This is a genomic window from Billgrantia lactosivorans, from assembly GCF_003254665.1.
Taxonomy (GTDB): Bacteria; Pseudomonadota; Gammaproteobacteria; order Pseudomonadales; family Halomonadaceae; genus Halomonas; species Halomonas lactosivorans.
Window position 1 is genome coordinate 188,455 of the sequence record NZ_QHGY01000002.1, and the last position, 25,884, is coordinate 214,338.

At 69.0% G+C, this 25,884-nt stretch carries 21 protein-coding genes; 15 read left to right on the top strand and 6 right to left on the bottom strand.

What is annotated here, in order from left to right; all coding sequences use genetic code 11:
* Positions 1-450: 450 nt before the first annotated feature.
* Positions 451-1,839, top strand: a complete 1,389-nt coding sequence (locus DIS04_RS06445; protein ID WP_111412958.1) for an MFS transporter — start codon at positions 451-453, stop codon at positions 1,837-1,839.
* A gap of 12 nt (positions 1,840-1,851) precedes the next feature.
* On the opposite strand, the gene DIS04_RS06450 is transcribed toward DIS04_RS06445, so the two are convergent.
* From DIS04_RS06450 to DIS04_RS06470, 5 genes are all read right to left on the bottom strand, one after another.
* The gene (locus DIS04_RS06450) at positions 1,852-3,459 is read right to left on the bottom strand and encodes a gamma-glutamyltransferase family protein (RefSeq protein ID WP_111412959.1); all 1,608 of its coding nucleotides are present in this window, start codon (positions 3,457-3,459) and stop codon (positions 1,852-1,854) included.
* Positions 3,460-3,516: 57 nt separating this feature from the next.
* Positions 3,517-4,047, bottom strand: coding sequence for a chromate transporter (locus DIS04_RS06455; RefSeq protein WP_111412960.1), 531 nt, complete (start codon positions 4,045-4,047; stop codon positions 3,517-3,519).
* On the bottom strand, positions 4,044-4,616 hold the full coding sequence (locus DIS04_RS06460) for a chromate transporter (RefSeq protein WP_111412961.1): 573 nt from the start codon (positions 4,614-4,616) through the stop codon (positions 4,044-4,046). Before DIS04_RS06460 ends, DIS04_RS06455 begins: the two co-directional genes overlap by 4 nt.
* Before the next feature lie 112 nt (positions 4,617-4,728).
* The gene (locus DIS04_RS06465; protein ID WP_111412962.1) at positions 4,729-5,346 is read right to left on the bottom strand and encodes an IMPACT family protein; all 618 of its coding nucleotides are present in this window, start codon (positions 5,344-5,346) and stop codon (positions 4,729-4,731) included.
* Positions 5,346-5,825 (bottom strand): LexA family protein, encoded by a 480-nt coding sequence (locus DIS04_RS06470; RefSeq protein ID WP_245904505.1) that lies wholly within the window; start codon positions 5,823-5,825, stop codon positions 5,346-5,348. The genes DIS04_RS06465 and DIS04_RS06470 overlap by 1 nt, the downstream gene beginning before the upstream one ends.
* 203 nt (positions 5,826-6,028) lie before the next feature.
* On the opposite strand from DIS04_RS06470, the gene ccmA reads away from it, so the two are divergent.
* The 14 genes from ccmA (at position 6,029) to DIS04_RS06540 (ending at position 23,722) form a co-directional block, all read left to right on the top strand.
* The gene (gene ccmA, locus DIS04_RS06475) at positions 6,029-6,673 is read left to right on the top strand and encodes a cytochrome c biogenesis heme-transporting ATPase CcmA (protein WP_111412964.1); all 645 of its coding nucleotides are present in this window, start codon (positions 6,029-6,031) and stop codon (positions 6,671-6,673) included.
* The gene (ccmB, locus tag DIS04_RS06480) at positions 6,660-7,397 is read left to right on the top strand and encodes a heme exporter protein CcmB (protein WP_111412965.1); all 738 of its coding nucleotides are present in this window, start codon (positions 6,660-6,662) and stop codon (positions 7,395-7,397) included. Before ccmA ends, ccmB begins: the two co-directional genes overlap by 14 nt.
* A gap of 14 nt (positions 7,398-7,411) precedes the next feature.
* On the top strand, positions 7,412-8,152 hold the full coding sequence (locus DIS04_RS06485) for a heme ABC transporter permease (protein ID WP_111412966.1): 741 nt from the start codon (positions 7,412-7,414) through the stop codon (positions 8,150-8,152).
* The gene (gene ccmD, locus DIS04_RS06490; protein WP_111412967.1) at positions 8,152-8,391 is read left to right on the top strand and encodes a heme exporter protein CcmD; all 240 of its coding nucleotides are present in this window, start codon (positions 8,152-8,154) and stop codon (positions 8,389-8,391) included. The genes DIS04_RS06485 and ccmD overlap by 1 nt, the downstream gene beginning before the upstream one ends.
* Entirely contained in the window at positions 8,381-8,884 is a 504-nt protein-coding gene (ccmE, locus tag DIS04_RS06495) for a cytochrome c maturation protein CcmE (RefSeq protein ID WP_111412968.1), read from the top strand. Before ccmD ends, ccmE begins: the two co-directional genes overlap by 11 nt.
* 13 nt (positions 8,885-8,897) lie before the next feature.
* The gene (locus DIS04_RS06500) at positions 8,898-10,904 is read left to right on the top strand and encodes a heme lyase CcmF/NrfE family subunit (RefSeq protein ID WP_111412969.1); all 2,007 of its coding nucleotides are present in this window, start codon (positions 8,898-8,900) and stop codon (positions 10,902-10,904) included.
* Positions 10,901-11,434, top strand: a complete 534-nt coding sequence (locus DIS04_RS06505; protein WP_111412970.1) for a DsbE family thiol:disulfide interchange protein — start codon at positions 10,901-10,903, stop codon at positions 11,432-11,434. Before DIS04_RS06500 ends, DIS04_RS06505 begins: the two co-directional genes overlap by 4 nt.
* A complete protein-coding gene (locus tag DIS04_RS06510; RefSeq protein WP_111412971.1) occupies positions 11,425-11,895 on the top strand; it encodes a cytochrome c-type biogenesis protein in 471 nt (156 codons plus the stop codon). The genes DIS04_RS06505 and DIS04_RS06510 overlap by 10 nt, the downstream gene beginning before the upstream one ends.
* Positions 11,892-13,118, top strand: a complete 1,227-nt coding sequence (gene ccmI / locus DIS04_RS06515; protein WP_111412972.1) for a c-type cytochrome biogenesis protein CcmI — start codon at positions 11,892-11,894, stop codon at positions 13,116-13,118. The genes DIS04_RS06510 and ccmI overlap by 4 nt, the downstream gene beginning before the upstream one ends.
* Before the next feature lie 5 nt (positions 13,119-13,123).
* Entirely contained in the window at positions 13,124-16,618 is a 3,495-nt protein-coding gene (gene smc / locus DIS04_RS06520) for a chromosome segregation protein SMC (protein WP_111412973.1), read from the top strand.
* Between the two features lie 226 nt (positions 16,619-16,844).
* Positions 16,845-18,467, top strand: a complete 1,623-nt coding sequence (gene zipA / locus DIS04_RS06525) for a cell division protein ZipA (protein WP_111412974.1) — start codon at positions 16,845-16,847, stop codon at positions 18,465-18,467.
* 103 nt (positions 18,468-18,570) lie between these two features.
* Positions 18,571-20,628 (top strand): NAD-dependent DNA ligase LigA, encoded by a 2,058-nt coding sequence (ligA, locus tag DIS04_RS06530; protein ID WP_111412975.1) that lies wholly within the window; start codon positions 18,571-18,573, stop codon positions 20,626-20,628.
* The gene (locus tag DIS04_RS06535) at positions 20,625-20,894 is read left to right on the top strand and encodes a YheU family protein (RefSeq protein ID WP_111412976.1); all 270 of its coding nucleotides are present in this window, start codon (positions 20,625-20,627) and stop codon (positions 20,892-20,894) included. Before ligA ends, DIS04_RS06535 begins: the two co-directional genes overlap by 4 nt.
* A gap of 215 nt (positions 20,895-21,109) precedes the next feature.
* On the top strand, positions 21,110-23,722 hold the full coding sequence (locus DIS04_RS06540) for a putative bifunctional diguanylate cyclase/phosphodiesterase (RefSeq protein ID WP_111412977.1): 2,613 nt from the start codon (positions 21,110-21,112) through the stop codon (positions 23,720-23,722).
* On the opposite strand, the gene mnmC is transcribed toward DIS04_RS06540, so the two are convergent.
* On the bottom strand, positions 23,719-25,728 hold the full coding sequence (gene mnmC / locus DIS04_RS06545; protein ID WP_111412978.1) for a bifunctional tRNA (5-methylaminomethyl-2-thiouridine)(34)-methyltransferase MnmC2/FAD-dependent 5-carboxymethylaminomethyl-2-thiouridine(34) oxidoreductase MnmC1: 2,010 nt from the start codon (positions 25,726-25,728) through the stop codon (positions 23,719-23,721). The genes DIS04_RS06540 and mnmC overlap by 4 nt on opposite strands.
* Positions 25,729-25,884: the final 156 nt, after the last annotated feature.

A 25,884-nucleotide genomic window follows, 5' to 3' on the forward strand; every position in this document is an offset into this window, starting at 1 on the left:
TTGTGCGCCGCCTGGCCTGTCAGGCCGCGCTCTTGTTGTTGGCTGTCAAGGTGCCGGTCATAAGCCGGATTCCGCTGAATGGCTCATGGTATACCAAAAGCCACATGAAAGAGCCTATTTCCACGAATCTACCCTGTCAAGAGGTTTTGTGATCAAGATCATGTTATGTGTTGGCAGTATCTCGTCATACACCTCGGAAACCATGCAGTAACGCCCCGGAGAGGTGTCAACGATGCTGTCCGAACACCGTCGGCGTGGCGCCGAGATGTGTTATCACCCCTAATAGTCAAGGCGTAACTTTTGGTATACCATGTGCGCATAACACGAGCGCTGGTCGTCAGGGAAGGTGGGCCGAGGTCGAGGCAGCAGAAAAATTTGCGAGGGGTGAACGGCGGGAATGGCGAGCGGGACGTTGGGAGTGTGGTGGTATCCGTGCGGTAGGGGGTTCACATGCTGAAGCGGCTGTTCGAGGAGCGCCCCGGCGATACGGGGCTGGGCGGCCAGCAACGGCGCCTGGCGACGCTGGTGGTTGTATTGGCCACATTGCTGGCCGTGCTGGACCTGGGGATCGTCAATATCGCCCTGCCGACCCTGTCCACAAGCCTGGGAGTGGAAGAATCCCGTGCCGTGTGGGTTGCCACTTCCTACCAGCTGGTGTGTGCCGCCTCGTTGCTCTCTTTCGCGGCGCTTAGCCGCCTGGTGGGGCAGTGGCGCGTCTTCACCAGTGGTCTCGTGCTCTACAGTCTGGGTGCGCTGGGCGCAGCGCTCGCTCCGGGTCTTGAGTTGCTGCTGGCCTGGCGGGTCGTGCAGGGGTTGGGCGGGGCGGCGATCCTCAGCCTGGGGCCATCGCTCTACCGCAATATCTTTCCGCCGCGGCTGCTGGGTCGGGCGATCGGATTGAATGCCATGGTCGTCGCCTTTGGCCTGGCCTCCGGGCCCACGCTCGGGGGCGTGGTACTGTCACTGGCTGACTGGCCTTGGGTCTTTGCGCTCAATGTTCCCGTGGGGCTTGTGGCTATCGGGCTGGCTTGGCGAGTGCTGCCAGCCGAGCCATGGCGACGCGGCGGCTTCGACTGGCCGGGGGCGTTGCTCTCCGTACTGATGATGGGCGGCTTTGTGCTGACCATGGAACGTCTTGGCCATGGTGGGCACTACCTGACGGCCGGCGGACTTGGTGTCCTCAGCTTGCTGTGCTTGGCTGTCTTCGTCTGGCGCCAGCGTCGCACTTCCACCCCGCTGGTGCCGCTGTCGCTGTTCGAGGCGCCACGCTTTGCCTCGGCGTCCACGGTGACGGTGCTGGCCTTCACCGCCCAGGGCGCGGCTTTTGTTGCGCTGCCCTTCCTCTATCAGGGCGAGATGGGTGTGTCGCCGCTGCAGGCAGCCCTGCTCTTCACTCCCTGGCCGCTGGCGCTGCTGGTCTCGGGGCCGGTGGCCGGTCGCTTGGCCGACAAGCAGGATCCGGCTCTGCTCGCGGCGGGTGGACTGGGCTTGTTCCTGTTCGGCATGGTCGGTCTGGGCTGGCTGAGTGCCGCCGGCCCGGCGGTCTATCTGGTGATTCCCTCACTGCTCTGCGGCCTGGGTTACGGCTTCTTCCAGGCGCCCAACAATCGGGAAATCATGGGCAGCGCCCCCTTGTCGCTGAGCGCCAGCGCTTCCGGGGTGCTGGCGTCGCTGCGCACTTTCGGCCAGTGTCTGGGCTCCGCCCTTGTGGCATTGGTGATGGCGCTGCCGTTCGGCAACGTCACCCTGGCCCTGTGGCTATCGGCTGGGTTGGCGCTGCTGGCCCTGTTGGTCAGTGTGATGCGTCTCTCACAGCCCGTACAGATCACGGCTACATGACAGGTCTGGAAGCTACCAGGCCAGTACGGCGCCGTCGGTGCGCGGTTCGGTACCGCCGCACAGCATACCGTTGTCGCGGTCGCGCAGTATCACCTGGCCACGGCCGAAACTCAGCGAGTCGCTACGCTTGACGATGTGATGGCCGCGGCGTGCCAGGGCCTGGGCGAGGTGATCGGGGAAGTGCGGCTCGACCTCGACGGTCCTGCCCTGGGTCCACTTCCAGCGCGGCATGTCGAGTGCCGCCTGGGGGTTGAGGTGCTCGTCGAGCATGGCGGTGATCACCTGAACGTGGCCCTGCGGCTGCATGAAGCCGCCCATCACGCCGAACGGGCCCACCGCCTCGCCGTCGCGGGTAAGGAAACCCGGGATGATGGTGTGGTAGGTGCGCTTGCCCGGGGCCAGGGCATTGGCATGGGCAGGGTCGAGCGAGAACGACCAGCCGCGGTTCTGCAGGCTGATGCCGGTGCCCGGCACCACGATGCCCGAACCGAAGCCTTTGAAGTTGCTCTGGATGAACGACACCATGTTGCCCTCGCCGTCGGCGGTGGCGAGATAGACGGTGCCCCCCTTGATCGGGTTGCCGTGCTGCGGGTCGAGCGCGCGCTCGCCGATCAGCCCGGCGCGGGTGCGCAGGTAATCGTCCGCCAGCAGCTGTTCCACACTCGGCCCCATGGCATCGCGCTCGGTGATGTAGCGCAGGCCGTCGACGTAGCCGAGCTTGGTGGCCTCGATGCGCCGGTGCAGGGTTTCCACCGGGTCGCGGCCCTCCTCGCCCAGGCGTTCGAGCATGCCGAGTGCCTGCAGCGCGATCAGCCCGCTGCCGTTGGGCGGGATCTCCCAGACGTCGTGGCCGCGGTAGCGGGTGCCGATCGGCTCGACCCACTCGGGCTGGAAGTCGGCGAGGTCCTCGCGGCGCAGCAGGCCGCCATGCTCGCGGAAGAAGGCGTCGAGACGCTCGGCCAGCTCGCCCTCGTAGAAGGCCCTGGCTCGGGACTCGGCAATGGCGCACAGCGTGCGGGCGTGGTCGGGGGCCGCCCAGCGCTCGCCGGCACGCGGGGCGCGTCCGTGAGGGGCGAAGACGTCGAACCAGGGGCGCAGGGCGGGGTCGTCGCTGCGGCGGTAGGCGTCCAAGGCCTCCTCCCACATCCGATTGACGGTCGGCGAGACGGGGAAGCCCGTCTCCGCCAGGGCGATGGCCGGGGCCAGCAGGTCGGCGAAAGGCAGCTTGCCGAAGCGCTCGGAGAGTGCCGCCCAGGCGGCCGGCGCTCCCGGCACGGTGACCGGCAGCACCCCGTGTTCGGGCATGCGCTCGTGGCCCAGCGCCTTGACCGCCTCGAGGGTGGCGGCCCGGGGCGCCGGGCCGCTGGCGTTCAGGCCATGCAGCGCACCGTCGATCCAGACGATCGCGAAGGCATCGCTGCCCAGGCCGTTCGAGGTCGGCTCCACTACCGTCAGCGCCGCGGCGGTGGCGATCGCCGCGTCCACGGCATTGCCGCCCTGCTGCAGGATCTGCATGCCGGCCTGCGCCCCGAGTGGCTGCGAGGTGGCGACCATGCCGCGGCCGCCATATGTGGCCATGCGCCGCGAGGGGCTGGGATAGTAGTGGGCATCAAGTTGCATGGGGAGGCTCCTTGGCGGTTTGGGCAGGTGTTGCCGGTCGGCATCCGGCTGAGCGGCTCAGCCGAGAAAGATGCCCCCATAGACTAGCGCGGCGAGAATCACGATGGCTGGATGGGTGCGGAAGCGGAGCAGGGCGACGGCGGCGCCCGTGCCGATCAGTAGCGTATGAAGCAGGCCGGCGCTGGTCAGCCCCTCGCTGAAGAAGCTCCAGGTCAGCCAGGCCATCATCACCGTGATTACCGGGCGTACCCACTGGCTCATGCGCTTGACCCGGGGCGAGTCGCTGTGACGCTGAAGTAGCCCCAGGGCACCCAGCATCAGCAACAGGGATGGTGCCACCGTCGCCAGCACTGCCACCAGGGCACCGCCAACTCCGGCCACGTCGTAGCCTACGTAGCCGGCCATCTTGGTCGCGATGGGGCTCGGCAGGGCGTTGCCCAGCGCCAGGGTCTCGGCGAACTCGCGTGCGTTCATCCAGCCGTAGCGGCCCACCACTTCCGCCTCAATCAGCGGAATGATCGCCGGCCCGCCGCCGTAGCCGACGATGTTGGGCACGAAGAAGGCGAGGAAGAGCTTCCAGTAGATCACGGCGTGGCCCCCTTGTGGCGTCGCGCGGGGCGCAGTAGGGCGGCCAGCAGCAGGGCGCCGATGATCAGGCCTGGGTGCAGCCCGGCCGCATAGATGAGCACACCGGCGGCCAGGGCCATGGCCAGGCTGGCGATCCAGCCCAGGGCCAGCCGTGACTTGTGCCAGAAGTCCAGTGTCAATTGGGCCATCATTACCATCACGACGGGAACCACCGCCTGGCCCATGCCCTGGATCCAGCCCACGTCGCGGTAGCGGCTGAATACGGTCAGCAGTGCGATCATCGCCACGATCATGGGCAGGATCACGGCGACCACCGCCAGCACGCAGCCGCTTGCGCCGGCTACCCGGTAGCCGATATAGCCGGGCATCTTGGTGGCGATGGGGCCAGGCAGGGTATTGGCGATGGCCAGGATATCGGCGAACTGCTCGTCGCTCAGCCAGGCGTGGCGCTTGACTACCTCCTGCTGTACCAGCGGGATCATCGAGGGGCCCCCGCCGAAGCCGAACAGGCCGACACGGGTGAAGGTCCAGAATAGGGCAGATAGCGTCGCCTTGTCATGCGGCGTCATGGACTCTCCCGGGCAAGCTGAAGTGAGTTCCGGTGGCGGATCGAAGCTTTGCAGGTTTACCCTAATCACTCTTTGCCGTGCAAATACGGCCACGTCATCGCCGCCTGGAGCGTCACTCCCCGACCAGGCTGAGGCGCCCGCGCAGCCTTGCCTCCAGCGGGCTGAGGTCGACCTCGACATCGCTGGGCCAGCCGACGGTTAGCAGCACGCCGTCGCTGCCATACTCGGCCGCCACGACGGGCACGTCGTGGCCCTCGAGCCAGGCGCGCGCCTCGGCCTCGCCGGCGAAATCGACCTTGAGCCTGAGCGCGGTGCGCTCGACCACTTCCCGCCGCGGCAGCGCGTCGAGCCCCCGGGCCACGGCCTGGGCGTAGGCGCGGGCGAGGCCGCCGGTGCCGAGCTTGGTGCCGCCGAAGTAGCGCGTCACCACGCAGCCGACCTGGCCCAGCCCGGCGCCTTCCAGGACCTGGAACATCGGGCGGCCCGCGGTGCCGCCGGGTTCGCCGTCGTCGGAGAAGCCGATGGCGTGCTGTTCGCCGGGCGGACCGGCGACATAGGCGCTGCAGTGGTGGCTGGCGGTGGGATGCACCCGGCGGGCCTCGGCCAGCAGGGCCTCGAAGGCCGCCACGTCCGGCGCGTGGCAGAGCCAGGCGATGAAGCGGCTCTTCTCCACTTCGATGACGCTCTCCTGCCGGCTGCCGGGCGGCAGGTCGGGCACCGGATAGCGCATCAGTGGGTCAGCTCGCGCCGGTCCTGCTGGCGCACCACGCCCATCACCATGCCGAGCACCTGGATGTCGCTGTTCTTGAGGTAGATGGGGGCCATGTTCTCGTTGGCCGGCTGCAGGCGCACGCCACTCTTCTCGATATAGAGCTTCTTCAGCGTGACCTCCTGCTGGTTGATCAGCACCACGGCGGTCTCGCCGTTCTCGGCGCTCTCCTGGCGCTCGATGATGATCACGTCGCCGTCGAAGATGTTGCAGTCGATCATCGAGTCGCCGCGCACCCGCAGGGCGTAGGTGTTGCGCCGGACCATGCAGGCGGGGGCGTGGACGCTGCCGCCGCTGGGACAGGCCTCGATCGGCAGGCCCGCCGAGACGTCGCCGAGCAGCGGCACCTCGGTGAGGTCGGTGGCCTCGACGCTGGCCCAGGAGGTGGCGATGGGCAGGTTGGGGCGTCGGTACAGGTACTGCATGGAAGGCGTTGGCATTGGCGTTCCCCCTCTTTGCGACCCTGTTGAAATGTACAGGTATCCTGCATCATACCAAGCGGTCGCCGGGTGGCAAGTTTTGCTGATGTATCGCTGCCTTGACCTGCGGCAAGGGTGGCGCCGTGACGCACCCGGATCGCTAGCGGCTAAAGGCCTTTCCGTGTAGCATTTCCGTCGAATTTACCCTTTCCTGGAGAGTGCCGTTGAGCCTGCGTCTGCAAGCGCAAAGCCTGGCCTGCGAACGTGACGACCGCTGGCTGTTCCGGGGCCTGGATCTGGACATTCGCGCGGGCGAGATCGTACGTGTGGAGGGCCCCAACGGCAGTGGCAAGACCACTCTGCTGAAGATTCTCTCCGGCCAGCTGGCGGACTACGAGGGCGAGCTGTTCTGGGACGAGCGGCCGATGCGCAAGGCGCGTGACGCCTTCCTCGCGAGCCTGCTCTACCTGGGGCATGCGCCGGGGGTCAAGGCGGCACTCACGCCGCTGGAGAACCTCGCCTGGTACCAGGCGCTGGCCGGTCAGGCGGGGGGCGAGTCGGCCCGCTTCCGGGCGCTGGAGGAGGTCGGCCTGGCCGGCTTCGAGGACGTGCCGGCCGGCCAGCTCTCCGCCGGCCAGCAGCGCCGCGTGGCGCTGGCCAGGCTGGTCCTTGCCCCGCGCCCGCTGTGGGTGCTCGACGAGCCCTTCACGGCGATCGACCGCGACGGCGTCGCGGCACTGGAGCGGCGTCTGGTCGAGCATGCCCGTCGCGGCGGCTGCGTGCTGGTCACGACGCACCATGAGCTCACGCCATGTGCCGAACTGCGCCGCATTCGCCTGGGCGGGGGAGGGGCCGATGCCGGCATCTGAGGGCTCGCTGAGAGAGGGGGTCGCTGCGGTGCACGAGGAACCTCGCGGCGGTCTCGCTGTCGCAGTGTGGGCCACGCTGAAGCGGGACCTGGTGATGCTGCTGCGCCGGCGCAGCGAAGTGCTCAACCCGCTGGTGTTCTTCGCCCTCGTCATCACCCTGTTTCCGATCGGCATCTCCCCCGATCCGGCGCTGCTGGCGGCCATCGCGCCTGGCCTGCTGTGGGTGGCGGCGCTGCTGGCGGCCCTGCTGTCGCTGGACAGCCTGTTCCGGGCCGATTACGACGACGGCTCGCTGGAGCAACTGTTGCTGACACCCCAGCCGCTGGCGCTGCTGGCGCTGGCCAAGGTGGCCGTGCACTGGCTGCTGACCGGCCTGCCCCTGGCGCTGATGGCCCCCGTGCTGGGGATCATGCTGGCGCTGCCGGCGGGCAGCTACCTGGTGCTGGCCATTTCACTGGCACTGGGCAGTGCCAGTCTCAGCCTGATTGGTGCCATCGGAGCGGCGCTGACGGTGGGGCTCTCCCGCGGCGGCGTGCTGCTGTCGCTGCTGGTCCTGCCCCTGTACATCCCGGTGCTGATCTTCGGTGCCGGGGCCGTCCAGGCGGCCATCCTCGGCGATGGCGTGCTGGCGCACCTGGCGATTCTCGGCGCCCTGCTGGCGCTGGCCCTGATCTTCGCGCCACTGGCGATCGCGGCATCGCTGCGCATCAGTATCAACGGTTGAGAGGTTGACGAGGCATGTGGGCCTTCATTAACAAGCTGCGTTCCCCCAAGTGGTTCTACGCCATCAGCGCCCGGCTGCAGCCCTGGTTCTGGGCGGCGGCGCTGATCCTGATCGTCACCGGCAGCGTCTGGGGCCTGGCCTTCGCGCCGGCCGACTATCAGCAGGGCAACAGCTTCCGCATCATCTACGTGCATGTGCCGGCCGCCTTCCTGGCCCAGTCGATCTTCGTCTCCCTGGCGGTGACGGGCCTGGTCTACATGGTGTGGAAGATCAAGATCGCCGACATGGCGGCCACCGTGATGGCGCCGCTGGGTGCGGCCATGACCTTCGTCGCGCTGTTCTCCGGGGCGGTGTGGGGCGTGCCCACCTGGGGCACCTGGTGGATGTGGGACGCGCGCCTCACCTCGATGCTGATCCTGCTGTTCCTCTACCTCGGCGTGATCGCCCTGCGCGGCGCCTTCGCCAGTCGCGACAGCGCCTCCCGCGCCGCCTCGGTGCTGGCCATGGTCGGCGTGATCAACATCCCGATCATCAAGTACTCGGTGGACTGGTGGTACACGCTGCACCAGCCCGCCACCTTCACCGTCACCGGGCGTGCCGCCATGCCGATGGAGATGTGGTTGCCGCTGCTGATCATGGTGCTGGGCTTCTACAGCTTCTTCATCGCCCTGACCCTGATGCGCACGCGCAGCGAGATCCTGCGCCGCGAAGCCAGCAAGCGCTGGGTGCGCGAGCTGGCCGAGGAGACGACCTGATGGCCTTCGCGACCCTACCGGAATTTCTCGCCATGGGCGGGCACGCTCCCTACGTCTGGTCGGCCTGGGGCCTGACCGCCGTGCTGTTGCTGGGCGCCGTGCTCCATGCCCGCTTCGAGCGCCGCCAGGTGCTGCGCCAACTGCGCCGCCGCGTGCGCCGCGAAGCCCACCAGGCCGGACGCTCCGGCCGCGCGCAACCGATTCAAACTAGCAGGGGTGGAAGCACCAATGAGGCCTAAACGCAAACAGAAGCTCTACATGGTCCTGGGCCTGGTGTCCCTGGCGGCGATTGCCGTGGGGCTGACACTTTACGCGCTGCGATCCAACATCAACCTGTTCTTCAGCCCGATCCAGATCGTCGCCGGCGACGCGCCCTACGAACGCCAGATCCGTGCCGGCGGCATGGTCAAGGAGGGCAGCGTGGCGCGCAACCCGGACAGCCTCGACGTCGAGTTCACCGTGACCGACTATGTCGAGGATGTGCGCGTGCATTACAGTGGCATCCTGCCCGACCTGTTCCGTGAAGGGCAGGGCGTGGTGGTGGTCGGCCAACTGCAGCACGACGGCTACATCAAGGCCGATCAGGTGCTGGCGCGCCACGACGAGAACTACATGCCCCCCGAGGTATCCGAGGCGCTCGAAGCGGCCGGCTACTCCCCCGCCGACTACCAGGCCAAGGCCGCCGAAGTGGCCGAGCGAGTCGAGGAGCGCGAGGGCGCGAGCCAGAATTGATCCCGGAGACGTCATGTTCATTCGTATGATCCCTGAAATCGGTCATTTCGCCCTGGTCATCGCCATGCTGATGGCGGCGGTACAGGGCGTGATGCCGCTGGCCGGCGCCGCGCTGCGCCGGCCGCTGTGGATGGCCTATGCCCGTCCCATGGTGGCCGGTCAGTTCCTGTTCGTGTTCATCGCCTATCTGTGCCTCACGGCGAGCTACCTGCTCGACGACTTCAGCGTCGCCAACGTGGCCAACAACTCCAACTCGATGCTGCCGTGGTACTACAAGTTCAGCGCCGTGTGGGGCAACCATGAGGGCTCGGTGCTGCTGTGGAGCCTGATGCTGGCCGGCTGGAGCTACCTGGCCGCGCGCTTCTCCCGCGAGCTGCCGCGCGACATGGTGGCGCGGGTGGTCGGTGTGCTGGGCCTGGTCGCCGTCGGCTTCCTGGCCTTCGTGCTGGTCACCTCCAACCCCTTCGAACGCCTGCTGCCCAATGTCCCGAGCGATGGCGCCGACCTCAACCCGCTGCTGCAGGACGTCGGCCTGATCCTGCACCCGCCCATGCTCTACATGGGCTACGTGGGTTTCTCGGTGGTCTTCGCCTTCGCCATCGCCGCCCTGCTCGGCGGCCGCCTCGACGCGGCCTGGACCCGCTGGGCGCGGCCCTGGACCAACCTGGCCTGGGCCTTTCTCACCGTGGGCATCGCGCTGGGCAGCTGGTGGGCCTACTACGAGCTGGGTTGGGGCGGCTGGTGGTTCTGGGACCCGGTCGAGAACGCCTCGCTGCTGCCCTGGCTGACCGGCACCGCGCTGATGCACTCGCTGGCGGTCACCGAGAAACGCGGTGCGTTCAAGAGCTGGACCGTGCTGCTGGCGATCTTCACCTTCTCGTTGTCACTGCTGGGCACCTTCCTGGTGCGCTCCGGGGTGCTGACCTCGGTGCACGCCTTCGCCAACGACCCCTCCCGCGGCTTCTTCATCCTGATCCTGCTGGGCATCACCGTGGGGCTGTCGCTGCTGGTCTTCGCCCTGCGGGCGCCGCGGGTCAGCCAGCGTACCGGCTTCAACTGGCTGTCGCGCGATGCCCTGCTGCTGATCAACAACATCCTGCTGGTGATCATGACCGTCACCGTGCTGATGGGCACCGTCTACCCGCTGCTGCTCGACGCCCTCGACCTGGGCAAGATCAGCGTGGGCCCGCCGTATTTCAACGCCCTGTTCGTGCCGCTCACCGTCATCATGTGCGTATTCATGGGCATGGGGCCCTTGGCGCGCTGGAAGCAGACCGACCCGCGCCTGCTGGCCAAGCGGCTGTGGCTTGCCGGCGTCGCGGCGCTGGTCATCGCGGCGCTGATGCCGTTCGTCATCGGCGGGCGGTGGAACGCCTGGGTCGCTCTCGGCCTGGTGGCGGCGATGTGGATCGTGCTGCCGATGCTGCGCGACCTCTACGACAAGACCCGCCACGCCGACTCCTTCGTCGCGGGGCTGAAGAAGCAGTCGCTGGCCTACTGGGGCATGCAGCTCGGTCACCTGGGCATAGCGGTCACCATCATCGGCGTGGCGGTGGTCTCCAACTTCGAGATTGAGCGCAACGTGCGCATGTCCCCCGGCGACAGCGTCGAGGTCGCCGGCTACACCTTCACCATGACCGAGCTGACCACCCGCCGCGGGCCCAACTTCATCGCCGACGGTGCCGAGATCGAGGTGCGGCGTGGCGACAGCCGGCGCAGCTTCATGATGAATCCCGAGAAGCGCATGTACATCGCCCGCGGCATGCCCATGAGCCAGGTGGCGCTGCGCCCGGGGCTGTTCCGCGACCTCTACGTCGCCATGGGCGAGGATCTCGGCGACAACAGCTGGGCGATGCGGGTACAGTACAAGCCCTTCGTGCGCTGGCTGTGGCTCGGCGCGCTGCTGATGGCGAGCGGTGGCATACTGGCGGTGATCGACCGGCGCTACCGGCGCCTGGCGACATCGCGCGACCCCGAGGAGAGCGCCCGTGAAGGCGCGGCGCGGGAGGCCACCGCATGACCCGGCGCCTGCTGCTGCTGCTGCCGCTGCTCGGCTTCCTGCTGCTGCTGCTGTTCCTCTACCTGGGACTGGGGCTCAACCCGTTCCACCGCGAATCGAAGCTGGTCGAGGAGTCGCGGGCCTTTCCGGCCTTCGAGCTCACCACCCTGGAGGACCCCGAGCAGCGCGTCGACGAGTCGCTGATGCCCGGCGAGGTCACCCTGGTCAACGTCTGGGGCGAGTGGTGTCCCGAGTGCAAGCGCGAGATGCCGCAGCTGCTCGACCTGGCCGATCGCGGCGTGCGCCTGGTCGGCGTCAACTGGAAGGACACCCGCGACAAGGCGCAGGGCTTCCTCGAGGAGTTCGGCGATCCGTTCGAGGTCAACATCTTCGATCCCGAAGGCGAGCTCGCCTTCGAGCTGGGCGTCTACGGGGCCCCGGAATCCTTCCTGGTCGACCGCGACGGCATCATCCGCTATCACCACACCGGATACATCTCGCCGTCCGACCTGCGTGAACACATCCTGCCGGAGGTGGAAAAATGGCAGTAATCCGCTGTCTGCTCGTCGCCCTGGCGCTGCTCACGGCCGGCCTGGCCCAGGGCGCCGCCATCGAGGTGCGTGAATTCGACGACCCGGTGCTCGAGAAACGCTACGAGAGCCTGACGGCCTCGATGCGCTGCCCCACCTGTCAGAACCAGGCGATCAACGACTCCGACGCGCCGGTGTCGGGCGACATGCGTGACCGCGTCTACCTGCTGCTGCAGGAGGGACGCTCCGACATGGAGATCCGGGACCACATGGTGCAGCGCTTCGGCGACTACATCCTCTATAACCCGCGTTTCGAGGGGCGTACCTACCTGCTGTGGGGCCTGCCTGCCGCGCTGGTGGTGGCCGGCGGCATCCTCGTGATGCTGCTGGTGCGCACGCGGCGCAACGCCTCGGTGCGCGCCCTCAGCGACGAGGAGCGTCGACGCCTGGAGACATTGATCAATCGGGGGGAAGGCCAATGATCGAGCTGTGGCTAGCCTTTGCCTTGCTGCTGCTGCCGGCGCTGTGGCTGCTGGTGGCACCGCTGCGGCGCTCGCGCCTGGTCCACGACGCCCAGGCCAGCTTCGAGGCCAATGACCGCGCGGGCGAGCAGAACGTGGCGATCTACCGGCGCCGCCTGGCGTCGCTGGAAGCGGCGCTCGAGCGCGGCGACATCGATCGCGCGCAGTTCGACGAGGACCGCCTCGAACTCGACCGCAGTCTGCTCGAGGACACCGAGAACCTGGCCCGCAAGCCGCTGCATTCGCCCACCGCCGGACGCTTCGCGGTGCCCGTGGTGGCGCTGGCGCTGGTGCTTTCCGCCATGCTCTGGTACCTGCACGAGGGCGCCGAGGGCGACCTGCGCCTGTTCGCCGCCTTCCAGGAGAGCGATTCGCTGCCGACCCTGCTCGAGCGCCTGCAGCAGGAGGCCGAGCGCCAGCCGGACAATGCCGACGTCTGGGCCTCGCTGTTTCCGCTCTATCGCGACTCGGGCCAGGGCGAGGCCGCCATCGAGGCGCTCGACCGGCTGATCGAACTCGAGGGCCGCGACCCCTCGCTGCTGGCGCAGAAGGCGCAGCTGCTGTTCTTCATGAACGACCGGACCCTCACCGACGACGTGCAGGAACTGGTCGACGAGACCCTCGAGCTCGACTCGCGGGAGCCGACCATCTTCGGCATGCTCGGCGTGCACGCCTTCGACAGGGGCGACTACGAGCAGGCCATCAACCACTGGCGGCGGGCGATCGCCGGCATGTCCGATTCCGACTCGGCGCGGGCCCTGCGCGAGGGCATCCAGGTCGCCCAGCAGCGCCTCGGCGTGGCTGCCGACGAGCAGGGCGCGGCTCCCCAGGGGCCCGGCGTGCAGGTGCGCGTCAGCCTCGACGAGAGCCTCGAGGGCATGCTCGACGACGACACCCGCGTGTTCGTCATCGCCCGCGACATGGAGGGCGAGAAGCCGCCGCTGGCGGTGGCCCGGGTGACCCTCGGCGAGCTGCCGACGACCCTGGTGCTCGACGACCGCCACGCCATGTCCGAGGCGGCGAGCCTGTCGCAGGCCAGCGAGGTGCGCCTGCTGGTGCGCGTGACCAAGAGCGGCGGCGCCACCCCCGAGCCCGGCGACATGTACGGCGACCTCGAAGGCGTGCCGGTGGGCGACGTCGAGGGCGACCCCGCGGAGGTCGTGATCGACCGCGTGATCGAGTAGCCGGGATGCGACTCACCTCGATTCGCCTCAGCGGCTTCAAGTCCTTCGTCGATCCGGTCACGGTGCCCTTCGACGGCAACATGACCGCCATCGTCGGCCCCAACGGCTGCGGCAAGTCGAACATCATCGACGCCGTGCGCTGGGTGATGGGCGAATCCTCGGCCAAGACCCTGCGCGGCGAATCGATGACCGACGTCATCTTCAACGGCTCCACCGCGCGCAAGCCGGTGGGGCAGGCCGCCATCGAGCTGCGCTTCGACAACAGCGACGGCACCATGGGCGGCCCCTACGCCCAGTACGCCGAGATCGCGGTCAAGCGCCTGGTCAGCCGCGACGGCCAGTCGAGCTACTTCTTCAACGGCCAGAAGTGCCGCCGCCGCGACATCGCCGACCTCTTCCTCGGTACCGGCCTCGGGCCGCGCTCCTACGCCATCATCGGCCAGGGCATGATCTCGCGACTGATCGAGGCGCGCCCCGAGGAGCTGCGCGCGACCCTCGAGGAGGCCGCCGGCATCTCCAAGTACAAGGAGCGTCGCCGCGAGACCGAGAACCGCATGCGCCGCACCCGCGAGAACCTCGAGCGCCTCGAGGACATCCGCGAGGAGCTCGACAAGCAGCTCGAGCGCCTGCGTCGCCAGGCCGAGGCGGCGCGGCGCTACCAGACCCTCAAGGAGGAGGAGCACCGCCTCAAGGGCGAGCTGGCGCTGCTGCGCGGCCGAGCCCTGCGCGCCCGCCAGCGCGAGGAGGAGCACCGGGTACGCGACCTGGAGACCGCCGTCGAGCGCGAGATCCTCGGCCTGCGCCAGTGCGAGACCCGCCTCGAGGAGGCGCGCGCCGACCACGATGCGCTGGCCGAAACCCTCGAGGCGCGCCAGGCGCGCTTCTTCGAGACCAGCGGCGCCATCGCCCGCCTCGAGCAGAGCCTGGAGCACGCCCGCAGCCGCGAGGGGCAGGTCGCCCGCGACCTGGAGAGTGCCCGCCAGGAGCTGCTCGAGCTCGACCGCCTGGGCGAGCACGACCGCGAGCGGCTGGCCGGGCTCGAGGAGCGCCTCGAGACCCTGGTGCCGGAACAGGAGGCGCTCGCCGAGCAGCTCGCCGAGCTGGAGGCGATGCTGGAGGAGGCCGAGCCCGATGCCGAGGAGGCCGAGCGGGCCTTCGAAGCCTTCAGCGAAGGCTGGCGCGAGGCCAGCCGCGATGCGGAGCGCGGCCAGGACCGCCTGCGCGAACTCGAGGAGCGCCTGACGCGGCTCGAGGCCGATGCCCAGCGGCGCCGCCAGCAGCAGCAGGAACTCCCCGACCTGGCCGAGCTGCTCGCCCGGCGCGACGAACTCCAGGAGCGCCTGGCCGAGTTCGGGCTGGCCCAGGAGGAAGTCGAGGCACGCCGGGAGCGGCTCCAGGTCGACCGCGACACCGCTCGCGAGGCCGCCGCCGCGCTGGAGCGCGAACGCGAGGAGGAGCGTGGCCGGCGCAGCAGCCTGCAGGGCGAGCTGGCCTCGCTCGAGGCGCTGATCCAGGCCGCCCTGACCGACCCCGACGAGGCCCTGACCGAGCATCTGGCGAGCCATGATCTCGGCGCGTTGCCGCGCCTGGGGGAGGCGCTCGAGGTCGACCCCGGCTGGGAGGCCAGCGTCTCCTGGGTACTGGCGCCCTGGCTCAAGGCGCGCCTGGCGGCCCCCGACGCCTTTCGCCCGGCAAGCGCGCAGCCGCCCGCCGAACTGGGGGCGCTGTCGCCCCACCTCGAGGTGGACTTCGCCGCGCACAGCCTGGCCGCCCGGGTGCGTGGCGCCGGTGCTGCCGCGGCCTGGCTGGCCGCGATCCGCTGCGTGGAAGACGATGCGCAGGCCTGGGCCCAGCGCGGCGGCCTGGCCACGGGCGAGAGCCTGATCACCCCGCAGGGCCTGTGGCTGGGGCGCGACTGGGTGCGTCATCGCGGCCAGGGAGCCGGTCCCGATGCGCTGCTGGTCAGCCGGCGTCGCTTCGAGGAGGCGGCGGCCGAGCTCGACGCCATCGAGACCCGCCTGGCGGCGCGCGACCAGGCGATCGAGGCCGAACGCGAACGCGCCGAGCAGGCCGAGCGCGAGCTCGACACCATCCGCCAGGAGGAGCGTCGCCTGGCCGGCGAGCAGCAGCAGCTCGCCGTGCAGGACAGCGGTCTCGCCAGCCGCCTGGAGCACCTGCAGGGGCGCGCCGGTGAGCTCGCCGAGGAGCTGGCGGGGCTGGACGAGGCCCGCGAGGAGGCGCGGCTGGCCATTGAGGCGGCGCGCGAGAAATGGCAGCAGGCCATGGCGCGGCTGGAGGAGGGCGCCGAGCAGCGCGAGCGCCTGGAGCGGGCGCGCAGCGATGCCCGCGAGCGCCTGGCCGCCCTGCGCGCCCGGCAGCGGCCGTTGAACGAGCGAGTGCAGCAGCTGGCGCTGGAGCGGCAGCGGCTCAGCACCGAGCGTGCCGGCCTGGCCGAGCAGCAGGGACGCGGCGCCGATGCCCGCGAGCGCCTGCAGGCGCGCTGCGAGGAGCTGGCCGAGACCCTCGAGCAGCTGCGTGAGCCCGACGAGGAGCAGCGCGAGAAGCTCGACGAGCTGCTGCACCGCCGCGAGGGCGACGAGCGCTCGCTCAACGAGGCCAAGGCGCGAGCGGCCGAGCTGGTGGAGCGGCTGCGCGAGGACGAGCTGGCGCGGCAGGGCCACGAGCGCAATCTCGAGGGAATCCGCGAACGCCTGCAGGAGGCGCGCATGCAGGTGCAGGCCCTGGCACTCAAGGCCGAGACCCAGGACGAGCAGCTCGCCGAGCTGGGCCACCAGGCCGCGGCACTGGAGGAGCACCTCGACCCCAATGCCACCGAGTCGGCCTGGCAGACCCGCCTGGAGGAGGTCGGCGAGCGCATCCGCCGGCTGGGGGCGATCAACCTGGCGGCCATCGAGGAGTACGACCAGCAGGCCGAGCGGCGCGACTACCTCGAGGCCCAGCAGGCCGAGCTGAACGAGGCGCTGGAGACGCTGGAGCGGGCGATACGACGCATCGACCAGGAGACCCGCACCCGTTTCCGCGACACCTTCGAGCGAGTCAACCAGGGCCTGCAGTCACTTTTTCCCCGGGTCTTCGGCGGTGGAACCGCGTGGTTGACGCTGACCGGCGAGGATTTGCTCGACACCGGGGTCGCCATCATGGCGCGACCTCCCGGAAAGAAGAACAGCACCATTCATCTCCTCTCCGGTGGGGAAAAGGCATTGACCGCCCTGTCGCTCGTCTTCGCCATCTTCCAACTCAATCCGGCGCCTTTCTGCATGCTCGACGAAGTCGATGCACCACTCGATGATGCCAATGTCGGACGCTATGCCAAACTGGTGAAGGACATGTCCGAGTCTGTCCAGTTCATCTATATCACCCATAACAAGATCGCCATGGAGGCCGCCGAAAGACTCATGGGGGTGACCATGCAGGAACCCGGCGTCTCGCGACTGGTGGCCGTCGGGGTAGAAGAGGCGGCGGCGCTGGCCGAGGCTTGAAAAGGGCTTGCAAGCGAGCGTCAAACGCGATATCAGAGAGCACATCACGGTCATACCGCAGATTAAAAAAGCGAATTGACAGGGAAAGGCGCAGGGTCGATGAGACTCTCGAGCGATAATGCCGGGGCTTGACAAACAAAAAAAGTGGCCCTTTTTCCGGCAATCGCGCTATGCTGTTGTCGAACATCCATCCGGCATGGCGCCCTAGTGATAGGCAAGACGACCCATGGAACTTAGAGAATGGCTGATCATTCTGGGGCTGGCCCTGGTGACGCTCATCGTGATCGATGGGGTACGTCGCCTCAAGCGCCAGCGCCGTGTGCCCCGCCTGGACCAGGTAGGGGATAACAACAACCAAGGCAATGGCCAGGCAGCGGCCGACGGCGATGAGAACTGGGAACTGCCCAACGGCGGCGCCCGTGTCGTCAGGCCCGCCAGCTATACCCAGGTGCAGACGAAGCCCAAGCTCGAACGCCAGGAGCATCCCGGGCCTTCGCGCGTGCTGGCCGGTCTGAAGAGCACCGCTGCCCCGCCCGGGCCGCCGTCGAGTTCGGACGCCGCCGCGGCAACGCGCCCGGCGGCTTCTGCCATGCCGGAAGAAGCCTCCGCGCCCGAACCCGCGGCAGCGGGCGCCAGCACCGCTGGCAGCCACGACGAGCATAAAGAGAAGGCGCCCAGCGTGGCCGCCCGAGCCGAGGCGCCGGCCGCCAAGCCGGAGCCGGCCGCGCGCGTCGAGCCGGAGGTCGCCCTCGACGAGGGTGTGACCGCAAGCGCAGCCGAGCAACCGGCGCCCGCCGCGCAGGCGCGGGACGCGCAGCAGGGGCGTCATGAGCCGACCCTCTCCGCCCTGGACGACGAGGCCACGCTCGACGAGTCAGAGCCGCTCGCCGCCGATCCCTCTGACCACGACCCCCACCACGACGAGGACGAGCGCTATCGGCTGGTCGACCTCGAAGGCATGGGCGATTCGCTCAAGAACGGCTCGCGCCGCATGGGCGAGTCGGTCCAGCGATTCGGCCTCTCCCTCCACCAGCGCATGGCCAGGCGCCGCGAGCAGAAGCGCGAGGAGAAGGCACGCCGCGAGCAGGCGCGGGCCGAGAAGGCCGCCCGCGACGCCCAGCAGCGCCGCGAGGCCGCCGAGGCCCAGGCCGCCAGGGAGGCCGAGCGCCGGCGCCTGGAAGCCGAGGCCATCGAGCAGGCCGATGACGACGATCCGCTGTTCGCGCCTCCCCGCGTGCGCGGTGCGGCAGAGCCGCCGCGCTCGGCCTATGCCGGGCCTGAGGCCTCCGAGGGCGAGCCGGCCGAAGCCCTCGGCGACGACGACGTGGTGCGCGCCCACCCGACGCTGGCGCGGGCGCTGCGTCACAACGTCAATGCCGAACGCGCCCGCGATACCCTGAGCCAGGCCGACGAGATCATCGTCATCAGCGTGCTGTCGCGCGATGCGGAGGGCTTCTCCGGCGAGGCGCTGCTCAACCTGATGCTGGCCTGCGGCCTGCGCTACAGCAGCGACATGGGCATCTTCCACCGCTTCGAGACCGAGGACCCCGACAGCGAGCTGCAGTTCTCGATGGTCAACGTGCTCAAGCCGGGCACCTTCCCGATCGAGGCGATGGACGAGTTCCGCACGCCGGGCATCACCCTGCTGATGCCGCTGCCCGGGGCGCTGGACACCGCCGCCGCCTTCGAGGCGATGGTCGAGACCGCCATGGTCATCGTGCGCAACCTCGGCGGTGAGCTGAAGGACGAGAACCGCAGCGTGATGACCGCGCAGACGGTGGAGTTCGCCCGCCAGCGCGTGCAGGAGTTCGAGCGCCGCAATCGCCTCAATCGCTACCAGGTGAACTGACGCCTGACCGCGTGCCATGCCGCACCCGTCGACAACCCCGTGAGCGATCACGGGGTTGTCGTGTTGAGGCGGCGGAAAAACCTCTTCGAGACATGACAGACGCATGAGCCAGCCCGATCAGAACACCCTCGATGAAGTCGCCAAGCTGCGTGCCGAGCTCGACGACGCCAACTACCGCTACTACGTGCTCGACGAGCCGCAGCTCACCGACGCCGACTACGACCGCAAGCTGCGCCGCCTGCAGCAGCTGGAGCAGGCCCACCCCGAGCTGGTGACTCCCGACTCGCCGACCCAGCGGGTGGGGGCGCCGCCCGACACCGGCTTTCCCGAGGTCGAGCATGCGGTGCCCATGCTGTCGCTGGACAACGCGCTGAACGAGGAGGAGGTGGCGGCCTTCGTCAAGCGCGTGGCCGACCGCCTGGAGGTCGATGGCGACACGATCCGCTTCTGCTGCGAGCCCAAGCTCGACGGCGCCGCCGTGTCGCTGGTCTACGAGCGCGGCGTGCTGATCAGCGGTGCCACCCGCGGCGACGGGCGCACCGGCGAGGGCATCACCTCCAACCTGCGCACGCTGCGCTCGATCCCGCTCAAGCTGCGTGGCGACGCTCCCGAGCTGCTCGAGGTGCGCGGCGAGGTGATCATGAGCCACGCCGGCTTCGAGCGGCTCAACGAGCGGGCGCGGGAAGAGGGCGGCAAGGTCTTCGCCAATCCGCGCAACGCCGCGGCGGGCAGCCTGCGCCAGCTCGACCCCAGCATCACCGCCACCCGCCCGCTCGAATTCAGTGCCTACCAGGTGGCGCGCATCGACCCCGACCCGGGCGATGCCAGCCACAGCGAGCTGATGGCACACCTCAAGGCCTTCGGCTTCCGCTGCAGCGCCGAACTCCAGGTGGTCACCGGCAGCCAGGGCGTCATCGACTACTGCCGCCGCCTGGGCGAACGCCGCGATGGCCTCGGCTACGACATCGACGGCGTGGTGATCAAGGTCGACGACCTGCGCCGGCAGCGCGAGCTGGGCTTCGTCGCCCGCGCACCGCGCTGGGCCATCGCCTTCAAGTTCCCCGCCCAGGAGGAGACCACACGGCTCAACGACGTCGAGTTCCAGGTCGGCCGCACCGGGGCGATCACCCCGGTGGCGCGGCTCGAGCCGGTCTCGGTGGCCGGCGTCACGGTGTCCAACGCCAGCCTGCACAACGCCGACGAGATCGCACGGCTCGGCGTGATGATCGGCGACACCGTGGCGATACGCCGGGCCGGCGACGTCATTCCCCAGGTGGTGCGGGTGCTCGAGGAGCGGCGCCCGGCCGACGCCCGCGAGATCGTCTTCCCCAGCCGCTGCCCGGTGTGCGGCTCGGAGATCGAGCGGCTCGAGGGCGAGGCGGTGGCACGCTGCTCCGGCGGGCTCTACTGCGCCGCCCAGCGCAAGGAGGCGCTCAAGCACTTCGCCTCGCGCCGGGCGATGGACATCGACGGGCTGGGCGAGAAGCTCATCGACCAGCTCGTCGAGCTCGACTGGGTCAAGACGCCGGCCGACCTGTTCCGCCTCGATGCCGAGCGCCTGGCCACGCTTCCGCGCATGGCGCAGAAATCCTCCGAGAAGCTGGTGGCCGCGCTGGAGAAGGCCAGGCAGACCAGCCTGCCGCGCTTCATCTTCGCCCTGGGCATCCGCGAGGTGGGCGAGGCCACGGCGGCCAACCTGGCGCGCCACTTCGGCACCCTGGATGCGCTGATGGCCGCCGAGCTGGCCGACCTCGAGGCGGTGGAGGACGTCGGCCCGGTGGTCGCCGCCCACGTGCACACCTTCTTCCGCCAGCAGCACAACCGCGAGACCATCGAGGCGCTGCGCGAGCTGGGCGTGACCTGGCCCGAGGAGAGCGTCGCCGAGCGTCCCCAGCCGCTGGCCGGCCAGACCTGGGTGCTCACCGGCACGCTGGAGAGCATGACCCGCGACGAGGGCAAGGAGCGCCTGCAGGCGCTGGGGGCCAAGGTGGCCGGCAGCGTGTCGAAGAAGACCGCCGCGGTGGTCGCCGGCGAGGCCGCCGGCAGCAAGCTGGCCAAGGCCCGGGAGCTGGGCGTGGAGGTACTCGACGAGGCCGCCTTCCTCGAGCGGCTGGCCGCCTGGGAGCGCGGTGAAGGTGGCGATGAGGAGGGCGAAACATGAGCGGGCGCTTCGTCGAGGTACCCTACCGCATGCTGCCGCCCGAGACCCTGGAGGCCCTGCTCGAGGCCTTCGTCACCCGCCAGGGCTACGATACCACCGACACCGGCGAGGGCATGCGTGGCTGGGTCGGCGAGCTCAGGCGCCAGCTCGAGCGCGGCGAGCTGATCATCGCCCACGACCTGCAGACCGAGAGCACCGAGGTGCTGACGCTGGCCCAGTGGCGTGCCTTCGGCCGCGACCTGGCCGACGACGAGGAAGAAGGATAGACGCTGGCTCGGCTTGGCCGGGGCGGAAATCGGCGGTGATGCTGCACTGCACTACCAAAGTGCAAGTGTGCCGAAGCGGGAATGTAACGGGAAATTGACACAGGTCAGGTGCTGAGAAAGCTCAACCGGCAAGAATGAGATTTTTCCCACTCTGCCGGCGGCGACCCTACCGGGTCGGGCTCTGGCGCTCCCTGTCCCGCTCGCTGAGTATCGCAATGCTCTCCTACCTTCGCTCCCGTTTCGCTTGGTGGAAATCGCTTCAGGGGTTCGTGCTGGTGGCGATCCTCTCCGCCTCGCTGACCGTGTTCCTCGGCGTCACCCTGGTCTCCTCGCTGCTCTACGAGAACATCCTGACACGCCAGGCGGAGCAGACCTCGGAAACCCTGGCGCGGCAGAGCTTCAATGCCATGCTGCAGGTAATGCGCCAGGGCTGGAGCCGCGCGGTGATGGAGTCCTTCATCGAGGAGACCAAACGCCTCCACGCTGGCTCCGGCTACCGTTTCGAGTTCTATCGCGGCGAGCGGGTCTCGGAGCGCTATGGCGAGATCGACCAGCCACCCATGGACATCGCCATCCGCTCCGCCCTGGCATCGGGCGACGAACGGGTATGGCGAGAGGCCGGCACGGTGCGCCGGGTGATGCCGCTGGTGGCCAGCTCGGAGTGCCTCTCCTGCCACCAGAACGCGGCCTCGGGGGACGTGCTGGGGGTGATCGACATCCGCCACGACATGGCGCCGATCAGCCGCGAGATGCGCCTCAACTACGTGGCCATGTTCATCGTCGCGGCGATGCTGATCCTGCTGCTGGCACTGGGCATGTCGAAGCTGTTCGCCGAGCGGATCCAGGTCACCCTCGATCAGTTCCGCCACCGCCTGAGCGCGGTCAATTCCGTCGAGGACTTCCGCAACCTCGACGTCAGCGACACCCGGGTGCGCTTCCATGAGATCGATGTCGCCCTGCAGCAGGTCAACGCCCTGGTCTCGCGGCTGCGCAACGTGGCGGTGGACAAGGACATCCTCGAGTTCGAGATCCGCCTGCTGAGCAAGTTCATCATTACCTCCGAGGTGGTGCGCGACTGGCGCGAGTTCATCAAGGAACTGCTGGCCGACATCAACACCATCATCCAGGCGCACACCCTGGTGACGATCTTCCAGGTGGAGGACGAAGGCTACGAGCTGGAGGTGTTCTGGTACCGCGAGGTGGCCCCCGAGACCCGGGCGACCTTCGAGACGCTGCTGACCCAGTTGCTGGAACGCCGGCACGAGGACACCCCCGCGGGCAACATCCTCAAGGTCCACCACCACACCGTGATGAGCGAGGGCGAGGAGACGGTGAACCTCACGCCCGAGGACATCCGCCTGCAGACCAAGTCGCTGCTGCTCGAGGCGCCCAAGATCGGCGGCATCGTCGGTATCGGCGTGCAGTCGAACCTGGCCCAGGACCCGATCCGCCACATCGTCATCGACGGCATCCTGTCGACGCTGCTCAACCTGGTGGGCTCGGTCAAGGCGATCTACAAGTACACCAAGGATCTCGAGTTCTATGCCACCCGCGATCCGCTCACCAACCTGCACAACCAGCGCATCTTCAAGGACATGCTGACCTACGAAGTGGGCCGTGCCACGCGCCACCAGGACCACTTCAGCCTGCTGATGCTCGACCTCGACAACTTCAAGACGGTCAACGACCGTCACGGCCACGCCTTCGGCGACCAGTTCCTGCATGCCGTGGCCGACACCCTCAGCCATTCCATCCGTCCCGGCGACTTCCTGGCTCGCTACGGCGGCGACGAGTTCACCGTGATTCTGCCCGAGACCGAGGAACAGCAGGCCTACTCGGTGGCGCTGCGCATCGCCGACAACCTTTCGCGCCAGGTGCTCACGGCGCCCGACGGCAGCACGGTGCGGGCGACGACCTCGATCGGCATCGCCAGCTACCCCAACCATGCCGGCAACCCCCACGATCTCTTCCTGATGGCCGACAACATGATGTACAAGGCCAAGCGCAAGGGTAAGAACTGCGTGGCGCTGCCGGAGCAGGAAGAGGTGGCGGAAGTCTTCCGCGAGGTCGGCGAGAAGAACCAGATGGTGCTCAGCGCGCTGGAAGAGCAGCGCATCGTGCCCTATTTCCAGCCCATCGCCGACGTGCGCAGTGGCGAGGTGCACATCCACGAACTGCTGATGCGCATCCAGCTCGACGACCGCCTGGTGCCGGCCGGCGAATTCATCGACATCGCCGAAAGCATCGGGGTGATCCACAAGATGGACTACCAGCTGATCGAGAAGGCCTTTGCCCAGATCCGCGAGCAGGGCTACAAAGGCATGCTGTTCATCAACCTGTCGCCCAAGTCGCTGATCATCGGCGAATTCATCGGCCACATTCACCAGCTGGCCATCGACTACGACATCCTGCCGGAACGCATCGTCTTCGAGCTGACCGAGCGCGAGACGGTGAGCAACCTCAAGCTGCTGGAGAAGTTCGTCCTCGACCTCAAGCTCGAGGGCTTCAACTTCGCCATCGACGATTTCGGCTCGGGCTACTCCTCGTTCCGCTACCTCAAGCAGTTCCCCATCGACGTGATCAAGATCGAGGGCGAGTTCATCCGCAACATGCTCAGCGACGAGAAGTACATGGCCTTCGTCAAGAGCATCGTCACCCTGGCCCAGAGCCTCGGCGTGAGCACCATCGCCGAGTTCATCGAGGACGAGGAGGTGCTCGAAGCCGTCAAGGGGCTGGGCATCGATTTCGGCCAGGGCTACCACCTGGGCCGGCCGGGGCCGCGCTTCGCCCGCCATCGCCAGCCGGAGCGCCTGTCCGGCAACTCCTAGCCGCCGCGTACGAGATCGCGGATGACCCGCCGGCCCGGGTGCAGGTGATCCACCAGCGGCCACTCCAGCGGCAGCGGTTCGTCGCAGATGCGCGAGGCGATCAGCTCGGCGCACAGCGGCGCGCTGGCCAGGCCGCGGGAACCGTGGGCAGCGCTGATCCACAGGCCGGGGTGGTGGCGCCCCGCCAGGTCCGGCACACGGGTGGCATCCTTGGCCAGCACGGCGTAATCCTCGCGCCAGGCCTCGGCGTCGGGCACCGGGCCGGCGTAGGGCGACTTGTCGGGGCTCGCCGCACGCACGCCCACCCGGCCCGTGAGCCGCCCGGGCGCGAGCTCGGCGCCGGCCTCGCGCAGCGCCGCCACGAAATGCGGCAAACCCCGCTCCAGCTCCGCCAGGTTGGCGGCGTGGTCGGCCTCGCGCTCCGCCAGGTCGGTGTCGCCCGGGTTGAAGGTGGCGCCGAAGTTGAGCACGCCATCCGCCGGCGGGGGCACGTAGCCGCCGGCACACACCACGCGCCCCAGCGTCGGGGCGCCCTCGGGCAGCGCCAGCTGGCTGATCTGGCCGCGCACCGGCTGCAGCGGCAGCGCCGCCGTCTGGGCGAAGCGGGCGGCCTCGCTGGCGGTGGCGATCACCACCTGGTCGGCCGCGATGGATGCCCCGTCAGCCAGGGCCAGGGTCCAGCCCGCCTCACCGCCATCCAGCGCCGTCACCTCGCCGCGGCGGAAGCGCACCCCCGGGGTCCGCGCCAGGCGCACGCACAGCGCCAGCGGCCTGACCCAGGCGGCATTGGGATAATCCAGCCCCGGCCCCGCGACACGGGTCCCCGCGGCGGCGCTGGCCGCCTCGGCGTCGAGCCCGCGCACCACGCTTTCCGGCAGCGGGTGGTGGTCCAGGAAGCGTGCCTGGCGGGCCTGCTCCTTGTCGCTCAGGGCCAGCTGCAGCACGCCGGTGGGCCGCCACAGCGTCTGCTCGGGGTCGAGCTCGGCCAGCCAGCGCCGGCTATGCAGCAGGCCGGCCAGGTAGGTGCGGCTCTGCAGGTTGGCCTCCACCGCGAGCTTGACGTAGAGCGCCCCCTGCAGGTGCAGGGGGCCCAGCTCGGCGCGGTCGAAGCGATCGACCAGGGTCACCGTCACCCCGCGCCGGGCCAGGGCGGCGGCGACACTGGCGCCGGCGATGCCCGCGCCGATTACCGCCACGTGGCCGGCCGGGCGCGGCGGCGGCGGGCGGAACCAGGGCGTGCGCTGGCGACGGCTGTCGGCGGGCGGCGAGGCGATCTCGCCGGCGAGCATCTCGCGCTTGCGGCCGTAGCCCGGCACCTTGCGCCAGGCGAAGCCGGCCGCGGCCAGCCCGCGCTTGACCGCGCCGGCGCAGGTGAAGGTGGCGAAGCTCGCCCCGGGCCGCGAGCGGGCGGCCATGGCGGCGAACAGCTCGGGACGCCACATCTCCGGGTTCCTGGCCGGGGCGAAGCCGTCCAGGAACCAGGCGTCCACCTGGCCTTCGAGCAGCGCCAGGCGCTCGGCGGCGTCGCCATAGTGCAGGTCCAGCGTGACCCGTGCGTCGAGCCACAGCCGGTGCACGCCGGCCACCGGCTCGGGCCACTGGCGCACCAGCCGCTCGGCGCGGGGGGCCAGGTCCGGCCACGCGGTCAGCGCCCGGGCGAGATCGTCGCGGCTGAGCGGGTAGCGTTCGGTGGAGACCAGGTGCAGCCGCGCGCCGGGCGGGGCATGGGCGTCGAAGCAGGCCCAGGCGCAGAGCATGTTGAGCCCGGTACCGAAGCCGGTCTCGGCGATCGTGAAGGGGCGGGCGCACGTCCAGGCGGCGAAGCGCCGCGGCAGGTCGTTGCCGGCGAGAAACACGTGTTCGGTTTCGGCCCGGCCGTCGTGGCGCGAGAAGTAGACGTCATCGAAGCGCGTCGACCGCGGGGCGCTCTCGCCGGTCTCGTCGCGCTGCCACTCGAGGCGCGCGGACTCGAGGCCGGCCAGCGGCGGAAGGGGGGGTAGGGACACGAACTTCTCCAGAGCCGGATGCGCTGCTCAAAAACTGATCGATGGCGTCACCGCGGCGTGGCATGGCGCATCGGGCAAGCCATCCGCGGCGTTTCAACAGCGTTATCCACAGAAGCTGTGAGCAAAACCCCTGTGGATAAGCGCGCTCGTCGGGGG